Below are 26,785 nucleotides of genomic sequence, written 5' to 3' on the forward strand. Positions count from 1 at the left end.
AAATAACTAAATGAATATAAGTAGAATTAAAAATACAATTATTGAATTGCTAAATAATGCAATTTATAAGAGCAAAAAACCTGTACTAACTACGGTTCGCTCTGTTAAAGTATTTTTATGGATTGCTGCTTGTGTAATTTTACTGTACGAATTTGGGTATGATGTCAGTAGTGATGAATTGAAACAAGTATTTTTAGCCTTAGATATCATCTTGTTGTTTTATTTTTTGAGTTTCATCATTCGATGGCTGTATTCGTTTAGAAGATTGGAGTTTTTGCAGTCCCACAAATTAGAATTTTTACTGGTCATCATAATTTTGATAAACTCTATTAGTTATTATGCTTTTGACAATAGGATTGTACATTTTTTACAGGATTTCTTTGAATTCAATAGTTATGCGGATGCCTATCAAACGCTATTAGCCTTTTATTTTATAGTATTAATTTCCTACGAAGGCGTAAAGGCGAGCGTGATTTTGTCTCAATTAAAAACCAAGCCTGCTAGAACCTTTATCATTAGTTTTATCATCTTAATCTTTTTTGGAACTGGCGTTTTAATGTTTCCTGAAATGTCAGTAAAGCATGAAACCATGTCTTTTATGGACGCTTTATTCACTGCTGTTAGTGCAAGTTGTGTAACGGGTTTAATTGTAGTAGATACTGCTACCTATTTTTCTTTGAAAGGGCAATTTGTCATTATGATTTTAATGCAGTTTGGAGGCTTGGGCATTATTACCTTTGCTTCCTTTTTAGCGTCTTTACTAAAGACTGGAGTAGGGATCAAGCAGCAATTAATGCTCCAAGATTTCCTCGAGAGTGATTCTTTATTTTCTGCTAAGGGTTTATTGAGCAAAATCTTTTTCATAACTTTTTTAGTGGAGTTCATTGCCTTTATATTGATCTTCTTCTCATGGGGTCATGATGTTCATTTTAACACAGTGGGGCAGAAAGTATTCTTTTCAGCCTTTCATTCTGTAAGTGCATTTTGTAATGCAGGTTTTAGCTTGTTTACTAATGGACTATTTGAACAAGGCGTAGCCACTAGTTATATATTACATATCATAATAGCCATTACTTTGATTTTAGGGGGTATTGGTTTCTCATCTCTACAAGATCTATTTTCTGTAACAAATCTTAGAGAAAGATTTAAAAGTCCATGGAAAGAATGGAAATTGAGCACCAAAATAGCCGTATATACCTCTATGGTGTTACTTTTTACTGGAATGATAGCCTTTTATTTTATAGAAAGGAATAACACTTTGGCAGATATGAATTTTATGGAAGCCATGATTACAAGCTTTTTTCAATCTGCAACAGCCAGGACTGCAGGCTTTAATACCGTGGACTTTAGTGCGTTGAAAATCCCGGCCTTGGTTCTTATATCTTTCTTAATGTTCGTTGGTGCTTCTTCTGGTTCAGTTGGTGGAGGGATCAAAACCTCAACTTTTTATTTATTGATAAAATCAGTAATAGCTACTTTGAATAATAGGGCTAAAATTGAAATTGATAAAAAATTTATACCTAAGGAGTTGTTATACAAAGCGTTGTCAGTTTTTTTCTTTGCGGCTACCATGAATTTGGTTGCTATTTTCGCTTTGACTATTACGGATGGAGATATTAGTTTAGAGCGGTTAATTTTTGAGCAGGTTTCAGCTTTTGGTACTGTGGGATTAAGCACAGGAATCACAGCTGATTTATCACTTGGTGGAAGAATTATCATTATTCTATCGATGTTTATAGGTAGGGTAGGTACCTTGACCTTTGCATTAGCACTCAGCAACAGGGCTACAACCACTACTCATAAATATCCGAAGGCGCATTTGATGGTGGGTTAAATTCGCAGCGTTCTATCCAACCTATCTTCTTTAATCAGGGTCTATTCTGTGGAAATTTTGCGCTTAAATTTTTGAATATGAAATACATAATTGTCAGTTTTCTTATTGCCGCAATGGGCTTTTGTAACCCCAAATGTGATGAAAGTACTCTCACTGATGCCTTCACCTTTCCTGAGAATATGAGTGATTTTATTCCGTACGACAATGAAGATAAATTTACACTTGTGCATAATTCAGGAACAGAAATCCAATTTGAGGTGTATAGGAATTCCACTGTTGAAACAGACGGTTGCGATCATTGCTGCGATTATTATACCTACGAAAGAGAACAAATGTTTATAGTTGCTGATTATCCTTTTTATGATATTGAATCTAATATTTATGCTAGGGAGGAAAATACTTTTAATTACGGGATCGCAATTGGTCGGGAGTACTTCTCATTAAATGAGGATATGGAGATGGTTGATTCTGTGAAAATCAATAATCAGTATTTTTACGATGTGCTTAAATTAAAAAGTAATAGTTATAGTGAGGAATATGAAAGTGAGATTGATAGTCTCTACTATAATTATTCTTCAGGAATCCTAAAAATTATTCAGGAAAATGGAGACACTTACGAAATCCAGTAGATCATTTTTATTGCTTTTTTTATTAGCACTGATTTCATGTAATGGAGCTATAATTTATGAAGAAATAGATCTACAAGCTGAAACGGAGGCTTGGATTGTACAGGAAAAGCGAAATCATAGCTTTACAATGAAAGATCAAAATGGTATAAGTACTAATTGGGTTCTAACAGAAGAAGATAATTATTACAGCGAATCGAGTGGTTCTTTTTTATTGATCCCAACTCATAGGACTATGAGGGAAATGCATTATCAACAATTTAGAAGCACCGTATTAGGTGATTTTAGTATTAATGCCGATGCAGGCTTTTCTGATACTAATCCTTGGGTTTCCTTTAACATGCCTAGTTTATCTTTTCGCTTTGATGCGGTGACATACAAACCCAACAGTTTATACATATATTCCAATAGTGGAGAGTCGTTGTCTTGGAATGACTATGAAGAAAAAGAACTTCCATTCGAGTTTCAAATCATGACTGACTATGAGTTAAATGGACAACTATTTAAAGAGGAAGTTGCAGTTTTTGAAATTACTGCAAGAACTGGGTTTTTGGAGCCAAATACCATTGTGAAGTTTTCTTATTCAAAAGAAATAGGACTTATTTTTTTAGAGTTAAAAAGCGGTATAAAATATTTGAGAAATTAATTTAAAAGTGCCATTCTGGCATAAGAAATTCTTTGGTGTTATTTTCGCTTAAAGGAGCACATGGCAAGGATTGAATTTTATAAATATCAGGGAACAGGTAATGATTTTGTGATGGTGGATAACCGCTTTCAAAAGGTAAATAGTAAAGACAAAACGATGGCTCAAAAACTGTGTGATCGTAAATTTGGTGTGGGTTCCGATGGTCTGATATTAATTGAAAATCATGATGATTATGATTTTGAAATGATATTTTTTAACCCAGATGGCTCGCAAAGCATGTGTGGGAATGGAAGTAGGTGTGCGGTCAAATTTGCTCAATTCTTGGGGATTATTGGCAATCAAACCACCTTTTTATCTACAGATGGGGTACACGAAGCCTCTATTGATGGGGATATTGTTCGTTTAAGCATGAAGGATGTCCCACAAACTAAAATCAATACTTTTCCTGAGCATTTTACGATAAATACGGGTTCACCGCATTATGTTATTTTTGCCAGTAACATAAAAGACAAAAATGTAAAAGAAGAAGGTGCTTCCATTCGTTATAGTGAGGAATTTGCCAAAGAAGGCATCAACGTAAACTTTGTTGAGAAACTGTCTAAGGATCAAATTTCAGTAAGAACGTATGAAAGGGGAGTAGAAAATGAAACCTTGTCGTGCGGCACAGGTGTTACGGCTTGTGCAATTGCACATGTTTTGCATGGTGGAATTTCTCCAGTCAAAATTGAAACCTTAGGAGGGCAATTGAGTGTTGATTTTGAGTTGATAGACGGGAATGCAAAAAATATCTGGCTGACCGGGCCGGCAAAGAATGTTTTTAAAGGGCAAATCGAGCTTTAAAAATTAAAATAAATCATAAAAAAGCGTGTAAATTAGCACATATTTTAAATTATTACAGCAAAAAAGTATGCTTGACTTTATAGCCAAAGGACTGACAAAAGTTTTCGGAACGAAATCTGACAGAGATATAAAAGAAGTACTCCCAATTGTGGAGCAAATCAATGAGGAATTTGCCAAATTAAAAAGTTTATCGCACGATGAACTAAGGGCTAAAACCACCGATGTTTTAGAGAGAATCAATCAATACCTGAAGGATATTGATGACGAAATAGCTGCTCTCCATGCTAAGGTGGACGAAAATCCTGATATGGATTTACACACAAAGGAAGACTTGTTTAATGAAATTGATGCTTTAGAGGAGAAAAGAAACGAAAAGTTAGAGGAAATACTCTTGGAAGTGTTACCTGAGACTTTTGCGATCGTTAAAGATACAGCTCGTAGATTTATGGAAAACGAGCAGTTGGAAGTAACGGCCAATATGTTCGATAAAGAAATGTCCGGCAAAGCCGAACATGTTAATCTAAGTGGTGATAAAGCCATTTGGAATAATACTTGGAAAGCGGCTGGAAACGATACGACCTGGAATATGATGCATTACGATGTGCAATTAATTGGCGGGATCGTTTTGCATAAAGGTAAAATTGCCGAAATGGCTACGGGTGAAGGTAAAACTTTGGTCGCTACCTTGCCAGCTTTCTTAAATGCGCTAGCTAAAAGGGGAGTGCATATTGTAACAGTAAATGATTACTTAGCAAAACGGGATTCAGAATGGATGGCACCTATTTTCCAATTCCACGGAATCTCTTGTGATTGCATTGATAAATTTAAGCCGAATTCTGAAGAAAGAAGAAAGGCTTATCAGTCCGATATAGTTTATGGAACCAATAATGAATTTGGTTTTGATTACTTGCGTGACAATATGACGCGCGAAACTAAGGAATTGGTTCAGGGCAAGCATCATTTTGCTATGATTGATGAGGTCGATTCTGTTCTAATTGATGAAGCAAGGACCCCATTGATTATTTCTGGTCCCGTGCCAAAAGGCGATGTACACGAATTCGATTCTTTAAAACCAAGAATTGAAAAGTTAGTGCAAGAACAAAGAAAACTAACAGCTGACTTCTTACTAGAAGCAAAGAAGCTAATCAAAGAAGGAAAAGAAGATGAAGGTGGACTAGCGCTGTTCAGAGCATACCGAGGCTTACCAAAACACAAACCATTAATAAAATTCCTGAGTGAGCAGGGTATGCGTCAGATCTTGCAAAAAACAGAGAATATTTATTTGGCAGATAATTCCAAATTAATGCCAGAGGCAGATGAGCCTTTATTGTTCACCATTGAAGAGAAAAACAATAATATAGACCTTACTGAAAAAGGTATTGATCTGATCACTAGGGATGATGAAGATGCCAGTTTCTTCATTCTACCGGATATAGGCGTAGAGATTTCTGAATTAGAAAAAGATGAGTCTTTAGCTGATGAAGAAATATTGGAGAAAAAGGATGAGTTGATTAAAGACTATGCAGTAAAAGCTGAACGTATTCACTCGGTGAATCAGTTATTAAAAGCATACACACTTTTCGAGAAAGACACTGAATACATTCTGGTAGATGGAAAAGTAAAAATTGTGGATGAGCAAACCGGTCGTGTGATGGAGGGAAGAAGATATTCTGATGGTCTTCATCAAGCGATAGAAGCCAAAGAAAATGTCAAGGTTGAGGATGCTACGCAGACTTATGCTACCATTACTTTACAGAATTACTTCAGAATGTACCATAAGTTAGCGGGTATGACCGGTACTGCAGAAACGGAAGCTGGTGAATTCTGGGATATCTACAAACTAGATGTGGTGGTTATCCCAACTAATAAAGATATTGTTAGAGATGATCGCCAAGATAAGGTTTATAAAACGGTCCGTGAAAAATTCAATGCAGTTGCAGCAGAAATTGAAGAAATGAGTAAGGAAGGAAGACCTGTACTTGTAGGTACTACCTCCGTTGAAATTTCAGAGATTTTGAGTCGTATGTTGAACATGCGTAAAATAAAACATCAAGTATTGAACGCCAAGCAACATGCTAGAGAGGCAGATGTAGTGGCGGAAGCGGGTAAGCCAGGTACTGTGACTATCGCTACCAATATGGCGGGTCGTGGTACGGATATTAAATTGGCAAAAGAATCGAAGGAAGCAGGAGGATTGGCTATAATCGGTACGGAAAGACATGAATCAAGAAGAGTAGATAGACAGTTGAGAGGTCGTGCGGGCCGTCAAGGTGACCCGGGTTCTTCGCAATTCTTTGTTTCTTTGGAAGATAACTTAATGAGGATGTTTGGATCTGATAGGATCGCTAAACTCATGGATAGAATGGGATTGGAAGAAGGAGAAGTTATTCAGCATTCTATGATTTCTAAATCGATAGAAAGAGCACAGAAGAAAGTGGAGGAAAATAACTTTGGTACTCGTAAGCGATTATTGGAGTACGATGATGTCATGAATTCTCAGCGTGAAGTGATCTACAAGAGAAGGAAAAATGCACTTTATGGCGAAAGATTGCAGTTGGATATTATGAATATGTTGTATGATACTTGCGAAGATATAGTTAACAATTCAAAAGCTATGGATGCTTTTGATGATTTCAGATTGAGTATCTTAAGTACTTTCGGAATTGATTTTGAAATTAGCAAAGAGGATTATGAATCATTGAAGCCAAACGAACTTACGGAGAAACTGTATAATCATGTTTATACTGCCTATAAAGCAAAGAATGATAAAATAAAAGAGAAGGCTTTTCCAATTTTAAAAGACATTTCGAAAACAAAAGGGGCTACCGTCAAAGAAATTATGGTTCCTTTTACCGATGGGAAAAAGCAAATTGGGGTCGTTACTGATTTACAAAGAAATTTAGATACAGAAGGGCAGGAACTCATACTTTCTATGGAAAAAATTTCCACTTTAGCCATCATTGATGAGAATTGGAAAGAGCACTTGAGGGAAATGGATGATTTAAAGCAGTCTGTGCAGAATGCTGTTTATGAGCAAAAAGATCCTTTATTGATTTATAAATTTGAGGGCTTTGAATTGTTCAAGAGGTTTATTGGTAAATTAAATGAAGATACCAGCTCATTTATGATGAAATTGGATTTGCCAGTGCAGGACAGCTCTCAAGTGCAGGCTGCAGCGCAAAGAAAGCAGCAGCAGAATTATAAAGAAAGTAAAGAGGAGTCAGGTTCTGTATTAAGCGGAGGTCAAAATAAAAACAGACCACCGGTCGAAAAGCAGATGCCGGCAAAATCTGAAAAAGTTGTGGGAAGAAATGACCGAGTAACTGTTCAATATCAGGATGGAAGCGTGAAAAAAGACGTGAAATTCAAAACAGTGGAAGAAGATGTTAAAAGTAATAAATGTGTTTTATTAGATGAATAAATTTGGATTCGGCATAGCGTTTTTATTACTAGGTTTTTTTATAGTGGGTTGTATTACCTCTCAACCCACTTCAACAGCTAGTAAATCTTATAGTGAAGACTTAAGCCAGTATCGTCCAACAGTGGATACTGCCTTTGAGATGGAAAGTGAAAAGAGTAGTTTCAGAAGTACCAGTGAGAATTTCGAAGCTAATGCGGACGTCACGGCCCTTTTGGACAAAAAGCTTGATACCTTAGCTGAAAATAATAAGGAAATTCGCTACGTAAATGGCTATGCCATACAGATTTATAGTGGTAGTAGTAGCGCAGAGGCTTATGAAGCACGGGATACCGCAAGGGTTGTATTGCCTGAAATCAGGACCGATGTAGAATATAAACAGCCGATCTATAAAGTTAGAGTAGGCAGATTTACAGAAAGATTAGAGGTGCAGAGAACTTTGCTGAAGTTGAAGCCAAAATTTCCTGATGCTATTTCGGTTCCGCAGCGGATTTATATTAATTAGATTTTTTAAACCTGACAGGTTTAGCTTTGTTGCCATAGAACAGAAAGGTCGCCAGAGGCGGTAGTCATTTTTCTACTAGGTAGACGCTAGTGGAAGGAAATTTCTTCTATTGCCTTTGGTAATGGAGGTGTCAGTGACAAATTTTTTCGCTTTAGCGAAAATCCTTTTGTCTTCTTCCCCGATAATGTCGGGGCAGGTTGTTTCTATTGTGGTTAGAAAATAATTTTTGTCAATGCTAGCCTAGGTCGGTGGCACACCGATCGGAACCTAGAAGTACTTTAAAAAATCTCTAGCCTTAGACTTAAAATCAAAACTTAAAATGGATTTAAAATCAGAGATTCAATCACTGGCCAAGTCACAGTTTGAAGAGATAAAGGGGATTCGAGAGCATTTGCACCGTAATCCTGAATTATCATTTGAAGAGTTTGAAACTGCTAAATTCATCAGTAAAACGCTAAATGACTGGGGAATCGAGCACCAGACCGGAGTTGCGGATACTGGAACAGTGGTTTTAATCAAAGGGAAAAATCCAGATAAGAAAGTAACAGCCCTACGAGCTGATATTGATGCTCTTCCTATTACAGAAAAGAATGAAGTGCCTTATAGAAGTCAGAATGTAGGCGTAATGCATGCTTGCGGGCACGATGTGCATACTTCCTCTATGCTCGGGACAGTGAAAATCCTCAATCATCTTAAAGAGCATTTTGAAGGTACGATCAAGGTGATTTTCCAACCCGGAGAAGAGAAAGTACCTGGTGGTGCTTCCAAAATGATTGAAGAAGGGGTCCTAAAAAATCCCGATGTCAATAATATAATAGGGCAGCATGTAATGCCTTTGATTGATGCTGGCAAAGTAGGTTTCCGAAGCGGAATGTATATGGCGAGCACCGATGAATTATATATGAGAATTATTGGAAAAGGAGGACATGGCGCAATGCCTGAATTGAATGTTGATCCTGTCATAATTACTGCACACATATTAGTAGCATTGCAACAAATAGTGAGTCGCCATTCTAGCCCTAAAGTTCCAACTGTTTTGTCTTTCGGAAAGATTATGGCCGAAGGTGCTACCAATGTAATCCCTAGTGAAGTGTATTTAGAAGGGACGTTCCGTACCATGGATGAGGAATGGAGAACTGCTGCTCATCAAAAGCTAAGAAAAATGGCTGAGGGAATGGCTGAAAGTATGGGTGCCAAATGCGAATTAGAGATCAGAAAAGGATATCCATTTTTAGTAAATGAGCCAGAGCTGACCGAAAGAGCAAAGGCCAATGCTATTGAGTTTTTAGGAGAAGAAAATGTGGAGGATTTAGACTTATGGTTAGCAGCCGAAGACTTTGCTTACTTCTCGCAAGCTACAGATGCATGTTTTTATCGCTTGGGAGTTAGGAATGAAGCAAAAGGTATTAACTCCTCAGTACATACCCCTACTTTTGATATTGATCCTTTGGCATTGGAGACGGGTATGGGCTTAATGGCTTGGCTGGCAATTAAGGAGTTGGAAAGCAAGTGATTATTGCTGATTTCATAACTGTAGATTTATACGTTTATTAAACGTTTAAATATACAGTTCTTAGTTGTATGTTCTTTAAGGCTTGTTAAAAACCCTTTTTGTTTCCAATTAGATTATTAGTAAGTTTAAAGACATAATAGATATATAGTCACCAGGGGGTGACTATATTCACTTGTTGAACTAAACCGTTTCTTCCTGGAAACGGTAAAATGAGGTATGATTAAATTGTAATGGTAAACAAACAAGTTACCATTATGAAAACTCAAACAAAAAGCAATGCTTTAGAGCATCTGAAAAGAGAGCTGGAATTCCGGAATTACAGTTTTCGTACAGTAAATACGTATTGTTCACTGATGTCGCACCTGGCTAAAGTGAGCAGTTTACCGCTCGAGACCCTCACCCTTTCACAGTTTAAAGATTATCTTCACAAGGTAGTGATAGAAAAAGGCCTCTCAGCCTCTACTGTGAACCAGTACATCAGTGCATTTAAAATAGTGCAGACCGATGTTTTGGGAAGGGAGTGGGAAGATTTTAAGATTAGACGCCCTAGAAGATCTAAAAGGCTTCCGATCGTCCTCTCCATTGAGGAAATGGAAAGGCTGATCAATGTCAACGGCAACTTAAAACATAAGGCTATCATTATGTTGGCCTATTCAGCAGGCTTGAGGAGAAATGAGCTGTTGAACCTACTACCCGATCATATCGACTCTAAAAGAATGCAGGTGCGGGTCATGCAGGGCAAGGGCAAGAAAGACCGCTATACGTTGCTTTCCCGAAAAACGCTGGAGGTTACGCCTTTATTATCAAAATGAGCGGCCTAAGAAGTACTTATTTGAACCCCAAAACAGCAAAGGACGTCCTTTGGCTGAAACCACTCTGGCTAAAATTGTCAAGAACAAGCTCAAGCTTGCCGGTATTAAAAAGGCGGTATCCTTTCATACCCTGCGCCACACTTTTGCCACGCACCTGTTGGAGCAAGGCGTGAACTTACGGCTGATACAGCAGTTTATGGGACACACCTCCCTTAAGACCACTACCGTCTATCTACATCTCACCAAGCCAGACCCCGGCAGTGTTTGCTCCCCGCTAGATAACATGAAAGTTTAAAAATGGGAAGATGGAAAACAAAAGACAGAAAACAGAATTGGCTGATATCTTCATTGAGCACGCAGCGGATTATTTGAATACCACAAAACTCTGCCTCGTACAAAAGAAAGCCTACCAGGCCATCACCCAATGTCGGAGTGCCTCCATGGGAGGGCATATTAACAGCTGTGATAATTGTGGGTACAATCAGCAAGCCTACAACTCGTGCAGAAACAGGCACTGCCCCAAATGCCAGTTCATAAGAAAGGCCAAATGGGTCGATAAACTGGCTTCAAACCTGCCTGCCACCAAATATTTTCATTTGGTCTTTACCGTGCCTCACTGCTTGAACAAGCTGTTTTATATTAATCAAAAACTGGCCTATGGTGTGCTTTTTAAAGCAGCGGGTCAATCCTTGATGCAGTGCGCCAAAAACCCAAAGTATCTGGGGGCCATGGCGGGTGCGGTATCCATATTACATACCTGGGGACAAAACCTGGATTACCACCCGCATATCCATATGATAGTGCCTGCAGGAGGATTGACCGAAGACGGAAGAGAATGGATTCCTTCTAGCCCCAACTATTTCTTACCTGTGAAGGTGTTAAGCGCTGTGTTTAGAGGTATTTTACTCAAGCTGCTGGAAGCATCCTTCACGAAGGATCGGTTCAAAATACCTGCAGGCACTCACTTTGAACAACTAAAACAGCAATGCTATAAGACCAAATGGGTGGTCTACAGCGAAAAGCCTTTTAAATGCCCTGAAAATCTGATTAATTACTTGGGCAATTATACCCACAGGGTGGCCATAAGTAACCAACGGATCATGAGCCATCAAAATGGAAAGGTAAGTTTTAATTATAAAGACTACCGATGTGGTGGCTTGAGAAAAGTGATGAGCCTAGAAGCGGGCGAATTTATCAGAAGGTTCATGCAGCATGTCCTGCCTGAGGGATTTTGCAAAATCAGGTATTTTGGTTTTATGTCCTTGTCCAACCTTAAACAGGCCAGGGAAGACTGTAACCTTATCATTAATAAAATCACCTACTTCCCTGTGCTAGAAGGGCTCAATGGCATGGAAGTTTATCGGCAATTAACAGGGAAGGACCCTGTAGAATGTCCTAAATGCAAGACAAAAGGCATGAAGGCAGTTCCATTACCAAAACAAAAAACACCTGGCTAGTATTAAACTGACCGACAGTTCTTTGAAAGATTGTAGCTTTAGCAAGAAGCGAAAAAAGCTTCAACAGGAAAGCTACGTCTAATTAACAAAGCTTTGTATGAAAACAGGCCCTACAAATCAGCACCAAACAGGCAAAAGTTCTGCTATCAATTGGCAAGATGAGGCTTCAGCAGCTAAAGCCAACATACTATGCCCATAGTCCCATCGGCTCAGTCCAACAACGTTTTATTCATCATTCTTACTGCTCTTAAATCACATTTACAGAAATGGGGATTTTACCTTTTTTTATTTACTTTTAGAGAACGATGAATAAAACGCTATAATGTTGTGTGTAACATCACAGTCCAATTAAAAGCAAGTACAATCGATACATTTATCATTTAAAACCTTATATTTGTAAAATACTTACAGATAATCGATTTAAAATGGTATTGGAAATAAGGATAAGTAATTTTTTCTCAATAAGCGATGAGGTTATTTTAGATTTAAGAGCAGGAACGATTAAATCAGCAAAAGCTAAATCACTTACCGACAATATATTCAATTACGAAGACATTGAGGTTCTCAAAACGGTTGCTTTATATGGCTCCAATGCATCAGGTAAAACCAATATTATCAAAGCTATTAGGTTTTGCAATGCTATGGTATATGAATCTCATAAACATAATGAAAACACTATATTTAATTTTTTACCTTTTAAATTTGATGGCTTTTCAAATAAGCCTTCTTCCTATTTCATAAGATTTGTAGTTAATGAAATAGAATACAAATATTCATTTACCTTAACTAGAACCGAAATCATAAAGGAAAGCTTATACTATTATCCAAACGGTAGAAAAGCAAAGGTATTTGAAAGAGATGAAAGTGCTGGGGAAAATAAGAGGGGCAAGTACTCATTTGGCACATCTGTTATAAAAAGACCATATGATGTTGTAGAAAATACATCAAATAAAACTCTTTATATTTCAAGAGCTAGTCAAATGGATAGAGAAATCCCAAAAGAAATTTTTAATTTCTTTCATTCTAATTTCATTCTTCATCATGCTAACTATGGAAAAAGTAATATAGGAGAACTAATAAAATCCTACAAAGAGAAATTGTTGACCGCTTTGCAATTTGCTGATAGTGACATTGTCGATTTTAAAGTGAATTATAAAAAAGAAGTAGGAAAAAGCTTAAGAGCTAATTTAGATACCGAGGAAGCATTTTTTGAAGATAATGAACAAGAAAGACTTGAGTTAAAAACTTACCATAAGTACTCTAAAAATATTCCATTTGATTTTAATGAAGAATCTTTAGGAACTCAAAAGCTATTTTTAATGATGCTTACTATAATAGATATTGTCAAGAATAATAAAATACTATTAGTAGATGAGATAGAAGATAGCTTGCATCCAAAGATTGTGGATTACATAATCGATATATTTAATACCGGTTCTAAAGCTCAGTTAATATTTTCTACTCATAATACTAACCTTTTAGATTTAAATAAATTTAGAAAAGATCAAATCTGGTTTGTTAATAAAAATGAAAATGGAGGGTCTGACTTATATTCTCTGTATGATTACAGTGATTTTAGAGATACGATGGACCTCGAAAAGGCTTACCTTCAAGGAAGGTTTGACTCTATTCCAATAGTAAACGATTCAAAAGAAAACTTGCAGTCTATTATAAGTGAATAAATGGCAAGGAAAAGAAGACAACCAAAAGGTAAAAGAATTAATCCAACTTTATTTGTATTCTGTGAAGGTGAGACAGAGGTTGCATATATTAATTTCCTAAAGTCTCTTTATCGGCTACCATCAATACAGATCCATGCTAAGATTGGTGGAAATAATATCACCTCACAGTACATTAAAAATTATAAAAATGGAAAGCCTACACATGAAAAAGACCTCAACTATTTAGTTTATGACCTGGATGTTCCTGACTTAATAGATAGACTATCACAAATTGAAGATTGTGAACTATTATTATCAAATCCAGCTATTGAACTATGGTTTCTTCTTCATTATAAAAATCAAACTTCTCAAATTAATAATCAAAAGTGCTGTAGAGAATTGGAAAATAGAAATAGAGGCTACAATTAAGGATTAATTGATCCAAAATTAAAAGAAAAACTAACTGGTAAAATTTTTGAAGCAGTTAAAAGAGCTAAAAACCTCCAAGATTATAATAACCCTAGTTCAACGATGTATAAATTCATTGCAAAACTGGAAGAACTAAAGAATAGTTAAAAATACACCCAACACTAAATATAGGTCATTGGGCAAATAGTGCTGTAGCTGAAAATGATTACTTTTAAGGAAATATTTAGCGAATTGGTGGTTTGGAGTCTTGAAGTGCCCTACGCCCCATATTCTTAACGTAAGGCTTAATTTCTGCTCTATTCGATACATACAATCAAAAAAATTATCCGTAGTTTCTCATTTTCAGCGAAAAGTAGTAACTTTGTAATTACACAAAAGAAAGGGAATTATGGAAGTTTCGGTTGTACAGATAGGGAATTCTAAAGGAATAAGATTTAGTAAGACTATTTTAGAGAAATATAATATTAAAGATAAGGTTGATCTGATTTTAGAAAAAGGACAGATCATCATAAAACCTCTTTCAATACCGCGAAAAGGGTGGGAGAAGGCATTTAAGGAAATGTCTGACAATAAGGATGACAGTTTACTATTTAACGATGTGTTCGAGGATGAAAACCTAAACGAATGGAAATAAATCAGTACGAAATCGTTTTAGTCAATTTAAATCCTACAATCGGCAGTGAAATCCAGAAAACTAGACCTTGCGTTGTGATTTCTCCAAACGAGATGAATAAATACCTAAGGACGATCGTGATTGCTCCAATGACAACGAGCTCAAAAAATTATCCAACAAGAGTAGAAGTAAAACACGATAACAAAATGGGTTGGATTGTGCTCGATCAGATCAGAAGTGTTGATAAGCAAAGAATTATAAAAACTCTCAGTCGGTTGTCAAAACCAGAGATAAAAGAAGTTAAAAGCATAATAAAGGAGACTTTTGTAGATTAACAACTAAGCCTAACAGCCTGTCATAAATCATGGCTGTTAGTAGAATATTGTTTCTTTAGCTCTTTGTAGAGAGCCCGAAAATCCGCAGGATTGACTTATTGATGAAAAATTAATTTAATAAGCCAATCCTGTGGATTGCCTCGGTAGTTATCGCAAATTTTTATACTTTTATTCAGCCACGAATTTATACAGTGGTGCTAGCGCCATATAAAGGTCAATTAATCATGAAAGTTACAGCTGAAAAAAACGAACAAATTTCAAAAATGACATTTGCGTCTGTTTATCCACATTACTTAGATAGACTAAAAAAGAATGGTAGAACTAAAGAAGAATTTCATCAGGTTATAGAATGGCTAACTGGTTTTAATGAAGCAACAATTCAAAAATTGATTGATGAAAAAGCAACTTTTGAAACATTCTTTCAGAAAGCAGAATTGAATCCAAATGCTCACCTCATTAAAGGCGTAATTTGTGGTTATCGCATTGAAGAAATACCGGATGAATTTGAATTGTACAGAAAATGTAGATATTTAGATAAGTTGTATGATGAATTAGCAAAAGGTCGTAAAATGGAAAAAATTTTACGCCAAGAAAAGATCTAAAAACTAGTGCTAACAACCAAAGTCATTGCAAAACCCACTAAAAAATCAAAATACTTGAGGCATTTAAGATCTTAACAGACTCCTTTTTTCAAAGTGAATATAAAGTGGGTTTCATTTATCGAGGCTTAAAAGTGATATAATATAGCCGTCATTGAACCATATAGTATGTAGCCGGCAATATGGCTTTTTTTGTTCTTGATGTTGGTTAGTTTTTGAGAATTCAAGGTGTTTTTCGATGTTAAAGGCCACTGCAGCCATCATCATGACTTTGGTGGCTTGCTTAATTCCGAGCGTATTTACTTTTCGTAAGCCCATAAATTGCGTTAAGGTGCCAAAAACGGGTTCTACGGTTGATTGCCGTTTGGCTTTCATGTATTAGCTTGTTTTACATTTAACCCTGCTGATGGTGCGCTCATACTCATTTTTGTAGGAGCTTACTCGTATTCGTTTCTCATAGCTTTCCTTTGCATGCTACTTTAAATGAACTATCTATACTGGTCCTGATGGCAAGCAGGCCTGCTATAGTATTTTGACAGCGTCCATTTAAAACCTGATGATTCTCTGAAGAAAATATTTATCTAAAAAGAGTAGAGGGCTTCAAAATATGAACTCGCTGAAAAGATTAATCACTCTAGCTCGACCCAAAACATGGCGGCAAGTAATAAAAAACAGAAAATGCTATTCTTTTCTTGCGGCAATTTTCGTAGCTTAAAAAGATGAAATGGATTCCAACCCTATCTTTAATTTACCTGCTTCTCTCAGTCTCCGTAGCAGATGCACAGGAAAAAGAATTAGCAGTTGATCCTGATCTGGCCAAAAAAGGGGAAAAATATGAGGTAAAATATAAAGCTTATCGGGTTGGAAATGTGCCTAGGTACCGATTTGGCCCTTTCAAAGTGGTGGCAGGAAAAGCTGGATGGACAAAGACTTCTCGGCTTTCTAGTATATGGAGTAACGAGGTCAAATTACTTAGTGAAAGTAAATCTCATTTTAACCTAGTTAATGGCCAGGGAGATACTGCATGGGTAAACACCTTTTTTTATGTTAGCACTCAGTATGAGGAAAGTATAACGCTCTTCTCATCTTCTTTTATCAATGTAGCCATCGGTGAGGACGGGAATTTTGAAGAAGAGGCGCTTTTTACGGCAAGTATATTGGTGAATTCAAATCATGATGAATGGTTATTACGCTTGAATGCTGTGGAAAATGAATCGCAGTATATGGAAACATACAGCCTACTAACGAATGGAGTCCGCAAAATAGTCTTAAAACACATTTATACTGATTTTAAAAGAGGCTTTTTCAATGCTCCTGCCCTCGGTTATGAATTTTGGGAAGCAGGTGAGGCTATAGGAGCAGTGAAGTATTTCCCCGGTAAGATGGGCTATAATGCAGTCTGGTTACGGAAAAAAATACCTGAAGATGACAAAACACTTTTGGCAGCTGCTGCTACTACGATTCTATTTTTAAAAAGCATGAATGATTGATTCATAAAGAGGTAGCTCTATAGCATAAGTTTCATTATTAAAAATCATGATGCTTTAAAGATTATGGTGGCTTAAAGGAGCATCTAAAAGTGCAGGCCCTGCATAGGAAGGTTATTAGGACTATTTCTTGAATAGCACTGCAAAAATCCCCGTCCTTTTGGACCCGGAGAGCCAATTAATTATGAGTTTACTCCAGACAATTCATCATTCCTTTGTTGGTGTCATCATCAACCAATTATCTTCATCCACTTTCGCACTTCCTGCAGCTTATGATCTAAAGTCATAACAGAGAAGTCTCAACAAGTTTGTTCCGAGGAATCCAGGACAGCTAGTGCCTTTAACTTTGTAAACGATCTACCTTACCGAACAATAGGTGCGCTAAAAGGCCATAGTTTATACTTTTAAGAATAGTAAATTGAGTAGAGACTTCTAAATACTTTAACTGTATAGTGAATATTCTAAAACAAATTCATGAACTCCGTCACAATTTGATCTTGGAATTTTTTGTTTACTCCTATAGCAAGTAATACAGAAAGTACAAGTCCGATCGTGGCATAAAGGAAATCTCTACCTACAATTTTACTTGCTCTTCTGATATTCTTAATTCTCTTCTTATAACGTTTTTTACTGATTGCTATAGCTACTTCTCTACCGCCTAGTAAGCCAATAAAAACCCAAGTGGTACTAATTGGAACCGTACTTAATACTTTAAAATAGTAAAGTAAAATAGCGTAAACGAAATCAACTATTGTGGCAGCCCTTATATCTGTAACTCCAGCCTTTTCATTCACTATACTTTGGATTTTATCCCCTTTCAAATAAAATAGTAAACCCATTCCAATAAAAATGAATCCAGCAAAGCCAATAAATTGGTAAATATTTAAGCTTCTAGGGAGGAATACCGCAATATTGGCAGCATCCTGGGAGATCCATACAGACCACAAAGCGCCACTAATGATCCATTGAACTGGTGTCCAGAATTTAGCAGGTTTTTTGCTTTTAAAGTATTTGGAGACAAATTTGGAAACTAGAAACCAAACGAATATAGCTGTAATAAAAGCCAAGCCGTATCCCGTTAAACTTTTGCCTATCATAGCTCCAATTGATGAAGCCTGAGTAGAGAAGGCACTTAAGAGCAAGAATGTGGTAGAAACCGGCATTCTGAATCGTGTTAACACCAATAGTAGTATTGGAGCTGCTAATTGAAGAAAACTAAAGGATGTAGGAGCTTTGTCAAACCCTTTGGTTAATAACCTTTGGCTACTCACATCTCCATCAAATACAATCCAGCTGTACAGTACAGTGGCAAGGAAAATCAGGCCCATAAAAAGCCATAATATCCACCATGGTTTTTTGCTGTTAGAAGCAATGAATGTTCCGATAGTCTGAATACTGTCATTAGCAATTGCTGAATAAGCAGCAAGACCGAATCCTACCCACATGGCAATTTGAGGGTATGGAGTGATAAGTCCGCAAACAAAAGTGAAGATGGCAATCATCGTGATGAAAGCTTTTTCCTTCTTTGCTATTTCAAAAGTTTTGTAGGTAACTTCAGAAACTGTATTTCTGTTGTATTTAAGGAATGGTTTTTTAGCCATAAAAAATTCGATTCAAAAATGCTTATTTAGCAAAATTATGTTTCAGACACAAAGCTAATTATTCTTAGTGAAACAATGAGTTAAAAAATTGTTAACAACATTACCTTAATGTTAACTGTGTCGATAATGCCATATTATTAATAATAGAGATCACAAATAATGTTAAGCTTAAGTTAATTAAGAGCCCATTTTATTCTTAACAATTGTTTTACTTTGCAAATGCGAATACTCAACTGTAAGCTGTTAATTTTGCATTTTAAATTACACTCAAATAACACAAAAAAATTAAGACTCCAGAAATAAATACAGAAAACAAATGGCAAGAAACCCTAAAAAGGGGTGTCTTAATTGTATTTAATATATTCTTATTTTTATTGGCAATAGATTTTATTGGTTATTCTTTTCGATTACTCAATAAAGATATTGCTGAATCTATCATAAACCTTACTTCAAATCCATTTATAAGTCTTTTTATTGGCTTGCTAATTACGGCCATAATCCAAAGCAGCAGCACAAGTACCTCCATGATTGTGGCCATTGTAGCCTCAGGTTCTATCGAATTCTCTGATGCCATCCCGATGATTATGGGTGCTAATATTGGGACAACCCTTACCAGTACATTGGTTTCACTAAGTTTTATTACCAACCGAGATGAATTCAGAAAGGCTATAGGCGCAGGCGTTGTGCATGATTTCTTCAATATCCTGCTAGTAGCCATTTTATTCCCTTTGGAGTATAATTATGGAATTCTAACAAATTTGTCATCTGCGGCTTCTAATTTTATTCTGGGTGCTGATTATGTAGTTCAGGACAATGAATTTAGATATTTCTTACTGACAAAACCAATTGTAATATTCATTGGCAATTTGCTGCCATATCCAATAATATTGGCTATTTCTTCCTTCGTGATTTTGGCTTTAGCGGTCAAGTTTTTAGCTCAAACATTATATAAATCAATTACTGGAGGTTCTAGAGAATTTCTTCAGAAGTATTTCTTCGGAAGTCCCTACAGATCATTTTTCTGGGGAGTTGTCTTCACTGCTGGAGTTCAAAGCAGTTCGGTGACTACTTCAGTAATTGTGCCCTTTGTGGCAACCCGTAAAATTAGCCTAAAACAATGTTTTACTTTTATTATGGGGGCAAATATAGGTACAACAATAACAGCATTGATTGCTGCCCTGTTTAAATCAGAAGCTGCGGTAAGCATTGCTTTGGTTCATTTATTTTTCAATTTGATAGGTGTCTTAATTTTCTTGCCCTTTCCGATCATAAGGAGCATACCCGTTAAAATGGCTAAATCCTTTGGTCGACTTGCGATGAAATTTAGGTTGGCAGGGTTTATCTATATTATAGTGACCTTCTTTTTAGTTCCCTTCGCACTTATTTCATTTAACAGAGAAGAAAGAAGTGACTCCAAGCAAATGGAGAAAATTGAAGAAATACGCAAAGAGCCACAAAATCGACCTGATTCACTAATTTAGCTCTCCTATCACCCGCAAGGTTTCGAAAACCTTGTCAGTATGTGGTGCATCTTTTAACTCATCTGTTAAGTCCTGCCCTGACCAATGTTCATAATGTGTTCCATTCTTCCAAAGCCTGGAATTAGTAACATCATATATAATGCCCTGGTATGCTATCCATATTTCATCTCGATCTTGACCGTTTCTTAATGCAAGCTGCTGAGGGCTATATTTCTTCATTTAGAATATTTTAGTTTCAAATCTAATCAATACAAAATTTTATTACATACGATTGGCACTATAAATTCCTAATCAAAAGGAGGATTCACCTTGAAAAGGAGAATATTATTGCTGTTTGCTAAAATCAGAGCGCATTGCTTGAAGTTCAATTTCAGAGATGAGAATGTAAATGATTCAAAAAAGGCTAAAGAACTACTTCTGTAACTTTGATAAGTAATAAAAAAAAACACTCACAAGAAACTCGATTACTTTTGCAAAGTATAAAAAATTATAAAAATATGTCAACTTTAGTGTCTCAAACTAAAAATGTAACCATTGAAGAACAGATAGATGTTCAAGCGGCCATGATCACTTTCCACGGAAGTTTAAAATCCGAGGATTATCGTGCGGCTATGCTAGCCAACTATGATTTGTGTCAAAAGTCACACATTAAGAATTGGCTTCAGAATAATGCAGATGCAGGTGTTCTTTCCTTAGAGGATCAAAAATGGGTATCTGAATCCTTAATTCCTAAAGCTGCTCAGGAAGTTGAAAAAATTGCCGTTGTAGTTTCCAAGGATGTATTCAGGAAATTTGCAGCAAAGAATATTTTAGATAAACAAAAAGGGAAATTAAATTTCAAATATTTCGACAGCTTGGATGATGCCAAGACTTGGTTGAAATCTTGAATGTAATTGTATGAATAAATAGCGTTTTAGTTTAGGTTAACAAAAAAGCAGGGGTAGTTTCCTGCTTTTATTTTTTGTTCCTAAATCGACTGATCGTCTTTTTGACAAAGCCCGAAAAGAATTTACTCTGACCGAAAATAAAGCCATAAAGGAGCAGAATCAAAAAATAAACGGGTAAAATCAGGATGTAGTAAATTGTTGTGAAGACCCAGTTCCTTTCTTCTTTTGCAGCTATTAGTGATAAAATGGGTTCTTTTAAAAACATTACGGTAAATCCAGTACAAGCAAAAACCAATAAGACAATGAAAACCTGTCCTCCAGATTTAAGATCCCATCTTTGTTTTAGTTTTTCGAACATTTGTTTTGGAGTTTGCCAAAGTTAATGTCAAACAATAGTAAAGTGAAATAAAATTATGATTAAACCTGCTATATCAAAGCGAAATTTTGTCTTAATTGGGGGTATCTTTATTAAGTAAATTACCGCTAATGGCCAGCAGATTAATTTCAGCTTGTTTCGCTAAAAAGATTGCATTTAATAACCTACTTTCTGCCTCAATCGCATTAAGCTGAAATTCTCTTAGTTCAATAGCATTGGAACGCCCCACCCTGTATCTTTCAATAGCTATGCTTGCATTTTCTTTGGCAACTTCCAAATTATCTTTTTCAAGATCAATTAAATCTAGCTTATTCCGATAACGTACATAGGCAGATGATAAGTCACCCATCAGCTGATTTTCCAGCTCTGAGATTGCAATACTATTGTTGTCGATGGCAATTTGAGTAGTTTGATTTCTTCTGAACCGATCTAATCTGTCAAAAATTCGCCAAGATAGGCTTAGACCGTAATTAACCCCAATGGATTGGTTTTGAAGTAAAAACCCAGCTTGTGAGTTGAAATTCGTATAACCATAACCCAAATTGAAATCAATCTGAGGTAATACTTCAGTCATCACGGTCTTATTTTGCAATTGCAATATATTTTCTTGTTGCATTAAGGCTAAGAGCTGTTTGTTTCTGACACTGAGGTCATCAATTAGCATATTGAGTTGAAGACTTTCATCTATTTCCATGCTATCAATTGCCAGTAATTCTTGGTTTGGATCTTCTCCCAACAGTAAATTAAGAGCGACCCTAGCTTGTTGCTTAATTTCCTCTTGATTTAACAGGTTACTTTTGTCAGTATTTAGATCTACTTTGGCGGAAAGTAGTTCTGTTTTGGAGAATTTCCCCACTTCGTAATTTGCTCTGGCAATTTCTAACCTCTGTTCCGATAATTCGACTGCAGATGCTAGAACGGAATATTGATTTTGCTCAAAGACCAAGGCAAAGTAGGATTGAATAATACTGCCTAAAGTATTTTCAACTACTGCTTGTGTTTCGAAACGACTTTGGTTCCTTTCAATTTGCAAACTTTTATAATCCAAGAACATTTTCGTTCCATCGAATAAAGTCCAGGTCAAATCTCCTCTTATATTAAAATTATTAGATCGTGCTCCGTCAAGTTCATTCGTATCTCCCGTTCTGAATTGTTGCTCAACATTTTCAACATCGAAATTTCTAGCTCCTGTCACATCAATTACAGGCAAGAAACCAGCATAAGCATAATTTGAATTAATTACAGCTTCTTTCTCTGTATTCTTTGCAGTTCTAATGGAGAAATTCTTCTCCATCCCAATGGTAATTGCCTCGTTCAGGCTCATGTCCTGTGCAGTGACTGATAGCCCTAAAAGCATCAAAAAAAGTAGTACTTTATATTTTATCATAAAAAATTAAGATTCAATACGTGATACACGTGCCTGTTTACTTGCGAAATATGAATAAATTGAAGGAATAACGTAAAGCGTTAAACCTGTTGCGAAAATCAGACCACCAATAATAGCAATACCCATTGATACTCTACTTTCAGAACCAGCACCTAAAGCCAGGGCAATCGGTAAAATGCCTAAAATGGTGGATAAGGCTGTCATCAAAATAGGTCTGAACCTAGATTTTGCCGCTTCAGTAATAGCTTCATTTAGTCCCAATCCCTGAGCTTTCTTCTGATTAGCAAATTCTACAATAAGAATAGCATTTTTTGAAACTAAGCCTATCAACATGATGATTCCAATTTGACTGAAAATATTCAAAGTCTCACCAAATAGCCATAGAGATAGGAAAGAACCGCCAACTGCTAATGGAACGGTAAAAAGGATGATAACCGGATCTCTGAAACTCTCAAATTGAGCTGCCAGTACTAAATAAATCAGAATAATAGCAAAACCAAAAGCAAACAATAGACTAGATGAACTTTCAAAATAATCTAATGATGCTCCTGATAAAGAGGTGCTGTAGGTTTCATCTAAAACCTCACTTGCTATGGCATCCATAGCTTCGACTCCATCTCCGATGGTTTTGCCAGGAGCTAGACCTGCAGATAATGTAGCAGAAATATATCGGTTGTATCTGTAAAGTGATGGGGGAGTGGAACTTTCTCCCAGACTAACCAAATTATCTAATTGCAGCATTTGACCGTTTTGAGCACGTACATATAGTGACCTTAGATCGATAGGAGCATTTCTGTCATTTCTTTGTACTTGACCAATCACCTGATACTGCTTTCCGTCCATAATGAAGTAATCAAATCGTTGACCACTCAAGCCTAATTGGAGAGTTCTGGCAATGTCAATGACGGAAATACCCAAAGATCGGGCTTTCTCCCTGTCTATTTGTATGTCAATTTGAGGCTTAGTAAATTTTAAGTCCTGATCTACAACAGTGAAAGTGGGATTATTACTAGCTTTCTCGATGAACTCTGGCAATACCGCTTGCAATTTATCTAAAGAAGTAGCCTGTATAACGTATTGAATTGGCAATCCACCTCTTCTGCCGCCAATAGTTTGCTGTTGGAAAGCAAACGCTTTAGCAGCAGGAAATTCATTGAGAACTGGAGTATATTCGTCATACAGCTGTTGTTGGCTTTTCTCCCTATTTTTGGCATCCACTAGCATAATCCTTAAGAATCCAGAATTAGTGCCCTGTGTGCCAAAACCTGGTGAAGTCACTGAAATTAAGCCATCAGTTGGAAGCGTATCCATACTGACTTCCACCAAATTATTGATGTACTCATCCATGTATTCAAAGGTAGCCCCTTCTGGTCCTGTAGTACTTACTGAGATCATTCCCCTGTCTTCTAGTGGAGCTAGTTCCGAAGGAAGGGTTTGAAAAAGACCATAAATAAGACCAACGGCTCCGAAAAACAATAGCATCCCCATCCATCGGACTTTCATGAAACCATCTAAGCTTCTTGAATAGCCTTTATTTAGCCAAACGAAAAACGGTTCAGTTTTCCTGTAGAACCAGTTGTGTCGTTCCCTTCTTTTTAAAATTCGGCTACTCATCATAGGGGTTAATGATAAAGCCACAAATGAAGATATCATTACGGCCGTTGCTACCACTACGCCAAATTCTCTAAATAACCTACCTGTAATTCCTTCTAGGAAAATAACGGGCATAAATACAGCTACTAAAGCAACGGTAGTGGCTATTACAGCAAAGAAAATTTCAATAGCACCTTTTTTAGCGGCCTCCATTGGTTCCATTCCATCTTCCACTTTCGTGTAAATGTTTTCAAGCACTACAATGGCGTCATCAACCACCAAACCAATGGCCAATACTATTCCCAGTAATGTTAGTACATTTATTGAAAATCCGGCCAAGTACATGACGAAGAAGGTACCGATCAAAGCTACTGGAATGGTGGCAATAGGAATGACAGTTGTTCGCCAATCTCTTAAAAAGGCAAAAATGATAAAGATTACTAAAAGGAAAGCAATGATAATAGTTTGCTGAACTTCGTTGATAGATTCCCTAATATATTCCGTTTGATCAAACCCAATGCCTAGATTTATATCTTCTGGCAGATCTTTTTTGATGTTATCCACTCTTTTGTAGAACTCATCCACAATATCTATACTATTAGAACCCGGCTGTGGAATTAAAACAACGCCTACCATTGGGATTCCATCCCTCTTTAATACAGTCCTCATGTTTAACGGTCCTAATTCCGCATAGCCAACATCGGAAAATCGAACAAAGCTATTATTGCTTTCGGCCACGATAAGATCATTAAAATCTTTTTCAGATTTTAACTGACCCTGAGTTTTTACTACTAACTCAATCATATCACCTTCAATACTTCCCGAAGGCAATTCAACATTTTGGCTTTCTACTGCATTCAAAACATCCAATGGAGTTAGTTGATAAGCTGCCAATTTTATGGGATCCATCCATAGACGCATGGCATAGCGCTTTTCTCCCCATATTCGAACCTCACTTACTCCGGAAATGGTCTGTAATCTTTCTTTAAAAGTGTTTTCAGCAATTGCTGATAATTCTAATAAATTTCTTTCTTCACTGTTAATATTTAAGAAAACTATGGGATCAGAATCGGCATCAGCTTTGTTTACGGTTGGCGGTTCGGCATCTTCAGGCAACCTCCTTCGGGCGCCAGAAACTTTGTCCCTTACATCATTTGCGGCTGCTTCTAAGTCCTCGCTTAAATTAAATTCAATTGTGATCCTGCTTCTACCCTCGGCACTAGTGGAAGTAATGGTTCTAATACCTGCAATACCATTCACTGCTTCTTCCAATGGCTCAGTAATCTGCGATTCAATTACATCGGCATTTGCTCCAGCATAGTCAGTGGTAACCGTAATGATGGGTGGGTCTACCGATGGATACTCCCTAACTCCCAAAAAGTTAAAACCAATGAAGCCAAAAATTAATATGACCAATGATAGCACAATGGCTAAAACAGGTCGTTGAATACTTACTTCTGATAATGATGCCATAGCTTTATTTTTCCAACTTCTTAATATCTACTTCTGCTTTATCCTTTAATTGAGGAACGCCAGCAATAGCAACAGTGTCCCCAGCATTTACTCCTTTCAAAATTTCAACTCTATTTGCGGTTCTGGCGCCCAGTTGAACATCTTGCAGCTTCGCTCTTCCGTCTGTAATTATGAATACGGTATGTCCGTCAGCTTTGGGCATAATAGCGGTTGTTGGTAATAATATTGCATTTTCTCTGTTTTCTAAACTCAAATTTATCCTTATAAATTGACCAGGAATCAATGTGTTGTCAGGATTTGAAGTTTGCGCTCTGGCTGACAAGGTACGTGTTACAGGGTCAATTTGCGGTTCAATAGCATAAACCGTTGCTTCTCGCTCTTTATTTTCGGCTTCAGATGAAAAAGTGATGTTACTTCCTTTTTTGACCAAACCACTATATCGACTAGGAACTGAGAATTCGATCTTTATTGGATCCACATTATAAAGGGAAGCGATTTGGCTACTTGGTGTGATGTAACTCCCTTCACTGACATATCGTAGCCCAATATAGCCTGAAAATGGAGCTCTGATTCTAGATTTATCAATTTCAGCCTGCAAGGCATCAATTTCAGCTTGCGTAGTTTTTAGATTAGTGAAGGCAATATCATATTCTTCTCTACTAATTGCCTCTTTTTCCAAAAGTTGTTTTTGCCTTTTTTCAGTTTCTGAATTGAGTTGCGCAGTATATTTCAATCGCTGTAGATTTGCTGCTAAATCTGCCACATTGGTTTGAAGAAGTAGCTTTCCTTCTTTAACGTACTGACCTTCCTCAAAATAGATGTTATCTATCTTACCTGAGATTTCACTTGCTAGTTCCACGGATTCATTTGCCAATAGAGAACCAGTTAGTACAATATCGTTTTTAAAGGTCTCAAATTTTGCAAGCTGAGCATCAATTGAGATTTTTGTAGTAGCTTGAGCAGGTGCTTGACTTTCAAGTTTGTTTTCGGGTTTTGATGAAAAAATTTCAGGAAAGACCAAATAAATAACGACTGCCAAAACAGCCACGGAGGCTAAAATCCGAATGATAATTTTGTTCATAATTGAATTTTATAAAAAGTATTAGCTGAATTAATGTACAAACATACAAAGAGTTAAAACTAGCTGAAAGCAATATGGTTACTGAAAGAGCATGCTTTCTCTCAAACGGTGGGAAATGGGGATGGTTGGAA

Annotated in this window: 25 protein-coding genes; 18 read left to right on the top strand and 7 right to left on the bottom strand. The window is 36.6% G+C overall.

Annotated features, from left to right (window positions below; translation table 11 throughout):
• Positions 1-10: 10 nt before the first annotated feature.
• The 15 genes from Q3Y49_RS07680 (at position 11) to Q3Y49_RS07750 (ending at position 15,291) form a co-directional block, all read left to right on the top strand.
• Positions 11-1,834 carry a TrkH family potassium uptake protein gene (locus Q3Y49_RS07680; protein ID WP_303271717.1) on the top strand — a complete coding sequence of 608 codons (1,824 nt, stop codon included), beginning with the start codon at positions 11-13 and terminating at the stop codon, positions 1,832-1,834.
• Positions 1,835-1,911: 77 nt separating this feature from the next.
• Complete coding sequence (locus Q3Y49_RS07685) at positions 1,912-2,463, top strand: hypothetical protein (RefSeq protein ID WP_303271718.1); 552 nt, start codon at positions 1,912-1,914, stop codon at positions 2,461-2,463.
• Positions 2,438-3,106, top strand: a complete 669-nt coding sequence (locus Q3Y49_RS07690; RefSeq protein WP_303271719.1) for a hypothetical protein — start codon at positions 2,438-2,440, stop codon at positions 3,104-3,106. The genes Q3Y49_RS07685 and Q3Y49_RS07690 overlap by 26 nt, the downstream gene beginning before the upstream one ends.
• Before the next feature lie 60 nt (positions 3,107-3,166).
• Positions 3,167-3,946, top strand: a complete 780-nt coding sequence (gene dapF, locus Q3Y49_RS07695; RefSeq protein WP_303271720.1) for a diaminopimelate epimerase — start codon at positions 3,167-3,169, stop codon at positions 3,944-3,946.
• Positions 3,947-4,013: 67 nt separating this feature from the next.
• The gene (gene secA, locus Q3Y49_RS07700) at positions 4,014-7,367 is read left to right on the top strand and encodes a preprotein translocase subunit SecA (protein ID WP_303271721.1); all 3,354 of its coding nucleotides are present in this window, start codon (positions 4,014-4,016) and stop codon (positions 7,365-7,367) included.
• Positions 7,360-7,869, top strand: coding sequence for an SPOR domain-containing protein (locus tag Q3Y49_RS07705; RefSeq protein ID WP_303271722.1), 510 nt, complete (start codon positions 7,360-7,362; stop codon positions 7,867-7,869). The genes secA and Q3Y49_RS07705 overlap by 8 nt, the downstream gene beginning before the upstream one ends.
• Positions 7,870-8,188: 319 nt before the next feature.
• The gene (locus Q3Y49_RS07710; protein ID WP_303271723.1) at positions 8,189-9,382 is read left to right on the top strand and encodes a M20 metallopeptidase family protein; all 1,194 of its coding nucleotides are present in this window, start codon (positions 8,189-8,191) and stop codon (positions 9,380-9,382) included.
• A gap of 254 nt (positions 9,383-9,636) precedes the next feature.
• Positions 9,637-10,194: a tyrosine-type recombinase/integrase gene (locus Q3Y49_RS07715; RefSeq protein ID WP_303271724.1), complete on the top strand. Its 558-nt coding sequence runs from the start codon at positions 9,637-9,639 to the stop codon at positions 10,192-10,194.
• 49 nt (positions 10,195-10,243) lie between these two features.
• Entirely contained in the window at positions 10,244-10,489 is a 246-nt protein-coding gene (locus Q3Y49_RS07720) for a tyrosine-type recombinase/integrase (RefSeq protein ID WP_303271725.1), read from the top strand.
• Between the two features lie 10 nt (positions 10,490-10,499).
• Positions 10,500-11,651 carry an IS91 family transposase gene (locus Q3Y49_RS07725; RefSeq protein WP_303271726.1) on the top strand — a complete coding sequence of 384 codons (1,152 nt, stop codon included), beginning with the start codon at positions 10,500-10,502 and terminating at the stop codon, positions 11,649-11,651.
• A 425-nt stretch (positions 11,652-12,076) separates the two neighbouring features.
• Entirely contained in the window at positions 12,077-13,333 is a 1,257-nt protein-coding gene (locus Q3Y49_RS07730) for an AAA family ATPase (RefSeq protein ID WP_303271727.1), read from the top strand.
• Complete coding sequence (locus Q3Y49_RS07735) at positions 13,334-13,741, top strand: RloB family protein (RefSeq protein ID WP_303271728.1); 408 nt, start codon at positions 13,334-13,336, stop codon at positions 13,739-13,741.
• A gap of 388 nt (positions 13,742-14,129) precedes the next feature.
• Complete coding sequence (locus Q3Y49_RS07740) at positions 14,130-14,375, top strand: AbrB/MazE/SpoVT family DNA-binding domain-containing protein (RefSeq protein ID WP_303271729.1); 246 nt, start codon at positions 14,130-14,132, stop codon at positions 14,373-14,375.
• Complete coding sequence (locus tag Q3Y49_RS07745; RefSeq protein ID WP_303271730.1) at positions 14,366-14,689, top strand: type II toxin-antitoxin system PemK/MazF family toxin; 324 nt, start codon at positions 14,366-14,368, stop codon at positions 14,687-14,689. The genes Q3Y49_RS07740 and Q3Y49_RS07745 overlap by 10 nt, the downstream gene beginning before the upstream one ends.
• Positions 14,690-14,913: 224 nt before the next feature.
• Positions 14,914-15,291: a DUF2200 domain-containing protein gene (locus Q3Y49_RS07750; RefSeq protein WP_303271731.1), complete on the top strand. Its 378-nt coding sequence runs from the start codon at positions 14,914-14,916 to the stop codon at positions 15,289-15,291.
• A 111-nt stretch (positions 15,292-15,402) separates the two neighbouring features.
• On the opposite strand, the gene Q3Y49_RS07755 is transcribed toward Q3Y49_RS07750, so the two are convergent.
• A complete protein-coding gene (locus Q3Y49_RS07755; RefSeq protein WP_303271732.1) occupies positions 15,403-15,663 on the bottom strand; it encodes a transposase in 261 nt (86 codons plus the stop codon).
• A gap of 344 nt (positions 15,664-16,007) precedes the next feature.
• Here Q3Y49_RS07755 and Q3Y49_RS07760 point away from each other — a divergent pair, with 344 nt between their 5' ends.
• A complete protein-coding gene (locus Q3Y49_RS07760; protein WP_303271733.1) occupies positions 16,008-16,778 on the top strand; it encodes a hypothetical protein in 771 nt (256 codons plus the stop codon).
• Positions 16,779-17,236: 458 nt separating this feature from the next.
• Here Q3Y49_RS07760 and Q3Y49_RS07765 read toward each other — a convergent pair whose 3' ends face one another.
• The gene (locus Q3Y49_RS07765) at positions 17,237-18,376 is read right to left on the bottom strand and encodes a hypothetical protein (protein ID WP_303271734.1); all 1,140 of its coding nucleotides are present in this window, start codon (positions 18,374-18,376) and stop codon (positions 17,237-17,239) included.
• Positions 18,377-18,735: 359 nt separating this feature from the next.
• Between Q3Y49_RS07765 and Q3Y49_RS07770 the strand changes: the two genes are divergently transcribed.
• Positions 18,736-19,857 carry a Na/Pi symporter gene (locus tag Q3Y49_RS07770; protein ID WP_303272094.1) on the top strand — a complete coding sequence of 374 codons (1,122 nt, stop codon included), beginning with the start codon at positions 18,736-18,738 and terminating at the stop codon, positions 19,855-19,857.
• Here Q3Y49_RS07770 and Q3Y49_RS07775 read toward each other — a convergent pair.
• The gene (locus Q3Y49_RS07775; protein ID WP_303271735.1) at positions 19,849-20,076 is read right to left on the bottom strand and encodes a cytochrome b5 domain-containing protein; all 228 of its coding nucleotides are present in this window, start codon (positions 20,074-20,076) and stop codon (positions 19,849-19,851) included. The genes Q3Y49_RS07770 and Q3Y49_RS07775 overlap by 9 nt on opposite strands.
• 278 nt (positions 20,077-20,354) lie before the next feature.
• Here Q3Y49_RS07775 and Q3Y49_RS07780 point away from each other — a divergent pair, with 278 nt between their 5' ends.
• Positions 20,355-20,744 carry an STAS/SEC14 domain-containing protein gene (locus Q3Y49_RS07780; protein WP_303271736.1) on the top strand — a complete coding sequence of 130 codons (390 nt, stop codon included), beginning with the start codon at positions 20,355-20,357 and terminating at the stop codon, positions 20,742-20,744.
• 67 nt (positions 20,745-20,811) lie between these two features.
• On the opposite strand, the gene Q3Y49_RS07785 is transcribed toward Q3Y49_RS07780, so the two are convergent.
• The 4 genes from Q3Y49_RS07785 to Q3Y49_RS07800 all read right to left on the bottom strand — a co-directional run bounded on the left by Q3Y49_RS07785 (position 20,812) and on the right by Q3Y49_RS07800 (position 26,654).
• Complete coding sequence (locus Q3Y49_RS07785; RefSeq protein ID WP_303271737.1) at positions 20,812-21,102, bottom strand: DUF6787 family protein; 291 nt, start codon at positions 21,100-21,102, stop codon at positions 20,812-20,814.
• 91 nt (positions 21,103-21,193) lie between these two features.
• Complete coding sequence (locus tag Q3Y49_RS07790; RefSeq protein WP_303271738.1) at positions 21,194-22,507, bottom strand: TolC family protein; 1,314 nt, start codon at positions 22,505-22,507, stop codon at positions 21,194-21,196.
• 6 nt (positions 22,508-22,513) lie between these two features.
• Entirely contained in the window at positions 22,514-25,573 is a 3,060-nt protein-coding gene (locus Q3Y49_RS07795; protein WP_303271739.1) for an efflux RND transporter permease subunit, read from the bottom strand.
• 4 nt (positions 25,574-25,577) lie between these two features.
• Positions 25,578-26,654 carry an efflux RND transporter periplasmic adaptor subunit gene (locus Q3Y49_RS07800; RefSeq protein ID WP_303271740.1) on the bottom strand — a complete coding sequence of 359 codons (1,077 nt, stop codon included), beginning with the start codon at positions 26,652-26,654 and terminating at the stop codon, positions 25,578-25,580.
• Positions 26,655-26,785: the final 131 nt, after the last annotated feature.

Source organism: Marivirga harenae, assembly GCF_030534335.1.
In the GTDB taxonomy this organism is placed as follows: domain Bacteria; phylum Bacteroidota; class Bacteroidia; order Cytophagales; family Cyclobacteriaceae; genus Marivirga; species Marivirga harenae.